General features: G+C 67.5%; 4 protein-coding genes and 1 pseudogene. 3 read left to right on the top strand and 2 right to left on the bottom strand.

Going from position 1 to position 2,769, the window contains the following annotated elements; all coding sequences use genetic code 11:
- Positions 1 to 170 precede the first annotated feature (170 nt).
- Positions 171 to 455: pseudogene (locus ACGFSA_RS35005) on the top strand (transposase); the annotation flags it as partial.
- On the opposite strand, the gene ACGFSA_RS35000 reads toward ACGFSA_RS35005, so the two are convergent.
- Positions 452 to 853 carry a hypothetical protein gene (locus ACGFSA_RS35000; protein ID WP_393310200.1) on the bottom strand — a complete coding sequence of 134 codons (402 nt, stop codon included), beginning with the start codon at positions 851 to 853 and terminating at the stop codon, positions 452 to 454. The pseudogene ACGFSA_RS35005 and the gene ACGFSA_RS35000 sit on opposite strands and share 4 nt — an antisense overlap.
- Entirely contained in the window at positions 850 to 1,200 is a 351-nt protein-coding gene (locus ACGFSA_RS34995) for a helix-turn-helix domain-containing protein (RefSeq protein WP_393310198.1), read from the bottom strand. Before ACGFSA_RS34995 ends, ACGFSA_RS35000 begins: the two co-directional genes overlap by 4 nt.
- Positions 1,201 to 1,629: 429 nt before the next feature.
- Between ACGFSA_RS34995 and ACGFSA_RS34990 the strand changes: the two genes are divergently transcribed.
- Both ACGFSA_RS34990 and ACGFSA_RS34985 read left to right on the top strand, forming a co-directional pair.
- The gene (locus ACGFSA_RS34990; protein ID WP_393310196.1) at positions 1,630 to 2,184 is read left to right on the top strand and encodes an SMI1/KNR4 family protein; all 555 of its coding nucleotides are present in this window, start codon (positions 1,630 to 1,632) and stop codon (positions 2,182 to 2,184) included.
- Positions 2,185 to 2,479: 295 nt separating this feature from the next.
- Positions 2,480 to 2,644 (top strand): hypothetical protein, encoded by a 165-nt coding sequence (locus ACGFSA_RS34985; RefSeq protein ID WP_393310194.1) that lies wholly within the window; start codon positions 2,480 to 2,482, stop codon positions 2,642 to 2,644.
- The last annotated feature ends 125 nt before the right edge of the window (positions 2,645 to 2,769 follow it).

The raw sequence follows: 2,769 nt of genomic DNA, 5'->3' as shown, positions 1-2,769 counted from the left end.
CAGCTGCAGACCCTCGCTGCGGGCCCGGTCCACGAGCATCGCGACCAACTGCTCGTCACTCGCCGGCACGGCCTCCGCCGCCGGCTCGCTTCCCGATATCTGCTCGATGGTGGTGTCGCTCATCTGGCGTCTCCTTGATCATCGGATCCGCCGTTCATTGAACACTCCCCTGGGTAGACACCGGCTTCAAGAAGGCCGTCGTCGAGCACGGCGCGCAGCTCGGCATCGACGTCGAAGTCGTCAACAAAAATCCCGGAGTTCGCGGCTTTCACGTCGTGAAAAGGCGCTGGGTAGTGGAGCGGAGTATCGGTTGGATCATGATGCACCGACGTCTCGCCCGCGACTACGAGACCCTCACCGCCAGCTCCGTAGCCATGATCCACGTCGCCTCGATCGGCAACCTCGCCAAGCGCATAACGGACGAGACCACGCCAACCTGGCGAGGGACCTACTAGGGCATAAGCGGCAATTCACCCACGCTAAACGCCCTCTCAGTGGTCTCCTGGCCGCAGACCGAGCAATACCAGTCCTGCCCGCGACGCTGGAAAGTGCGTAGGAGCTTGCCGCACTCGGCGCAGACCGGCGGAGAGATCGCCGAGGCGCCGACCTTGCGGAGCTCGATGAGCAGGTCACCTATGGCCCGCGGCGCTGGGGACCGGCCGTCGGTCAGGACGGCGGGCCGCCCCGCCAGGGCCTGAGCGAAGCAACGCGACTTCGCTCGGCCGCCCGCGACCGTAGTGACCACGGCCCGGATGGTGTCGGGGTCGAGTTCCCTCTCGATGTCGGCGATCAGATCGGTGACCAGGCCGATCGGGTCCGCGACGGCGCGGTCGGGACGGTCAGCGGTGGTCATGACCGGTCAACACCCCTGATGCGGGCCCGCTTTGGTCGCAGTCCGCCGAGTCCCTCCGAGTCGGGCGCCGTGCCGCCGGCGGCGGCCTTCTTCGGCTTCTTCACGGCCCCGGCCACCGCGATGGGCTCGATGAGGTCCTCCATGGTGCAGTCCAGGATGTCGAGCAGGGCCATGAGGATCTTCAGGCTCAGTCGCTCGGGCCGCTCGACGACGAGCCGGTAGACCTGGCTGGAGGACAGGGTGATGCCGCGTTCGGCGAGCGGCGGGATGAGGTCGGTGGTGGAGAACATCCCGCGGTCCGCCATGACCTTGCGCAGGTGCCAGTGGTAGTCGAGCTTGGCGGCCATCGCCGGATCCCTCCTGTCAGGCTCCGGCGAATGCCGGGGCCAGTGCCTTGTGCAGGGAAGTGTTCATGAAGTCGTCGCTGACGTGGGTGTAGATGGCCAGGGAGCTGTCGCACTCGTGGCCGACCTGCTCCTGGATTATCTTGGGTTCGCTTGTTCGGCAGGCTGTTGGCCTGGGTGTTTGCGTCGCGGTGGTTGTCCGCGACGTAGCGGATGCGGGCACTGGGAGTCCTTTCAGCACGGGCCGATCGTTATTGACTGGGATGTCCGCGTACTCGTTGAGGTGCTCAGCCAAGTACGGATGAACGTGCTCAGCTCGGACCTGTCGGCCGGCCGTATTGCCGGGCCTGATGCGAGGGCGGGCACCGTTCTGTCGGTCCGTGGCGGCAGGATGCTTCCAGCACCAATGGGACACGGCAGATGGGGGCGGTCATGCCAGCAACGGCGCTGGACAAGTTGAGAGATTGGCTTGGCAAGCCGGAGTGGTGGGGCCAGGCGCGGCCGGAGTTGTGGCAAGCGTCGGAGGCCTACCTGGGCCTGGCCCTGCCGACCGATTACAAGGCGTTTCTGGACCTCTTCGGGCCCGGCGCCGTAGACGGATACGTGTGGTTGGACCGGCCGATGGACGGCAGCCACGAGGAGGCGGAGCGGCTCTGGCACCAGGGGTGGCGGGGAAAGAACGACCCCGAACTGTACCCATGGCCGTTCCATCCCGAGGAGGGCGGTCTGATCAACTGGGGGCACGACGAGCAGGGCAACACGTACTACTTCCTCGCCGTGGAACCGGACCCGGACGACTGGCGCATCATCGTCTGGAGCGAGATCGGAGAGTGGTTCGAGACCGCCGGCACCTTCACCGAGTTCCTGCTGCGGTGCTTCGAGCGGGTGGACCGCCCGCCGTTCATCGACCGTGGCTGGCCCGGGAAGGACGCCCGGTATCACCGGAGTACGGCGGGCAACCAGCCCAGCGGAGCAGAGGCGCGCTGACGAGCGGCGCCAGCGCGCGCCAGAGAGCCCACCAGCGGCGCCTGCGCCACCCCCGGGCAGGCCCCCAGAGCCGAGCACGTTCACTCGTACCTGGCTGGGCACATTCATGTGCACGCCGACATGGGATCGCTCGCGCCTGCCCGGAGCGGGCTGGTGCGAGTTGTCGCGGCGCGTTGTTCGCCGAGTGCGCGGGCGAGTTGCTCGCGAAGTTGCTGGTTCTCCTCGGTGAGGCGCCGGATGCGGGCGTTGGCGGCTTCAAGGCGTCGTAGCAGCGAAGCGTCGGAGGTGCGCTGACGTGCAGGAACCGGCGATCCGGGGGCGCGGCGGTGTGCTGCCCGAGCTCATCGCCTCGGCACACGGTCTTGAACTGGCCCCGATCCCGGTCACCGCGACGGGCCCCGACCTCGACGCGTTCGACCGGCTGTGCCGTGCTCGGCCCGTCCGCGCGCTCTACCTCTGATCTTGGCCAGTGCTCCGCCCTTCAGGGCGCGGGTGAAGGCCATCCTTGGCCCGGAGGCGCGCAGCGCCGGAGTGCTCTTCGTCTCCGGGTTGAGGGTCAGACGGGACGCTGCTGGTTTTCGATGT

Origin of the sequence: Streptomyces sp. NPDC048496, from assembly GCF_043200055.1 — a bacterium.
Taxonomy (GTDB): domain Bacteria; phylum Actinomycetota; class Actinomycetes; order Streptomycetales; family Streptomycetaceae; genus Streptomyces.
The sequence above is the reverse complement of the archived record's forward strand: the minus strand, read 5'-3'. Positions and strand labels throughout refer to the sequence as shown.

Bases quoted from the DNA above. Each gene is read 5' to 3' on its own strand.
- ACGFSA_RS35000 (WP_393310200.1), bottom strand. From the start codon at position 853: ATGACCACCGCTGACCGTCCCGACCGCGCCGTCGCGGACCCGATCGGC.
- ACGFSA_RS34995 (WP_393310198.1), bottom strand. From the start codon at position 1,200: ATGGCCGCCAAGCTCGACTACCACTGGCACCTGCGCAAGGTCATGGCG.
- ACGFSA_RS34990 (WP_393310196.1), top strand. From the start codon at position 1,630: ATGCCAGCAACGGCGCTGGACAAGTTGAGAGATTGGCTTGGCAAGCCG.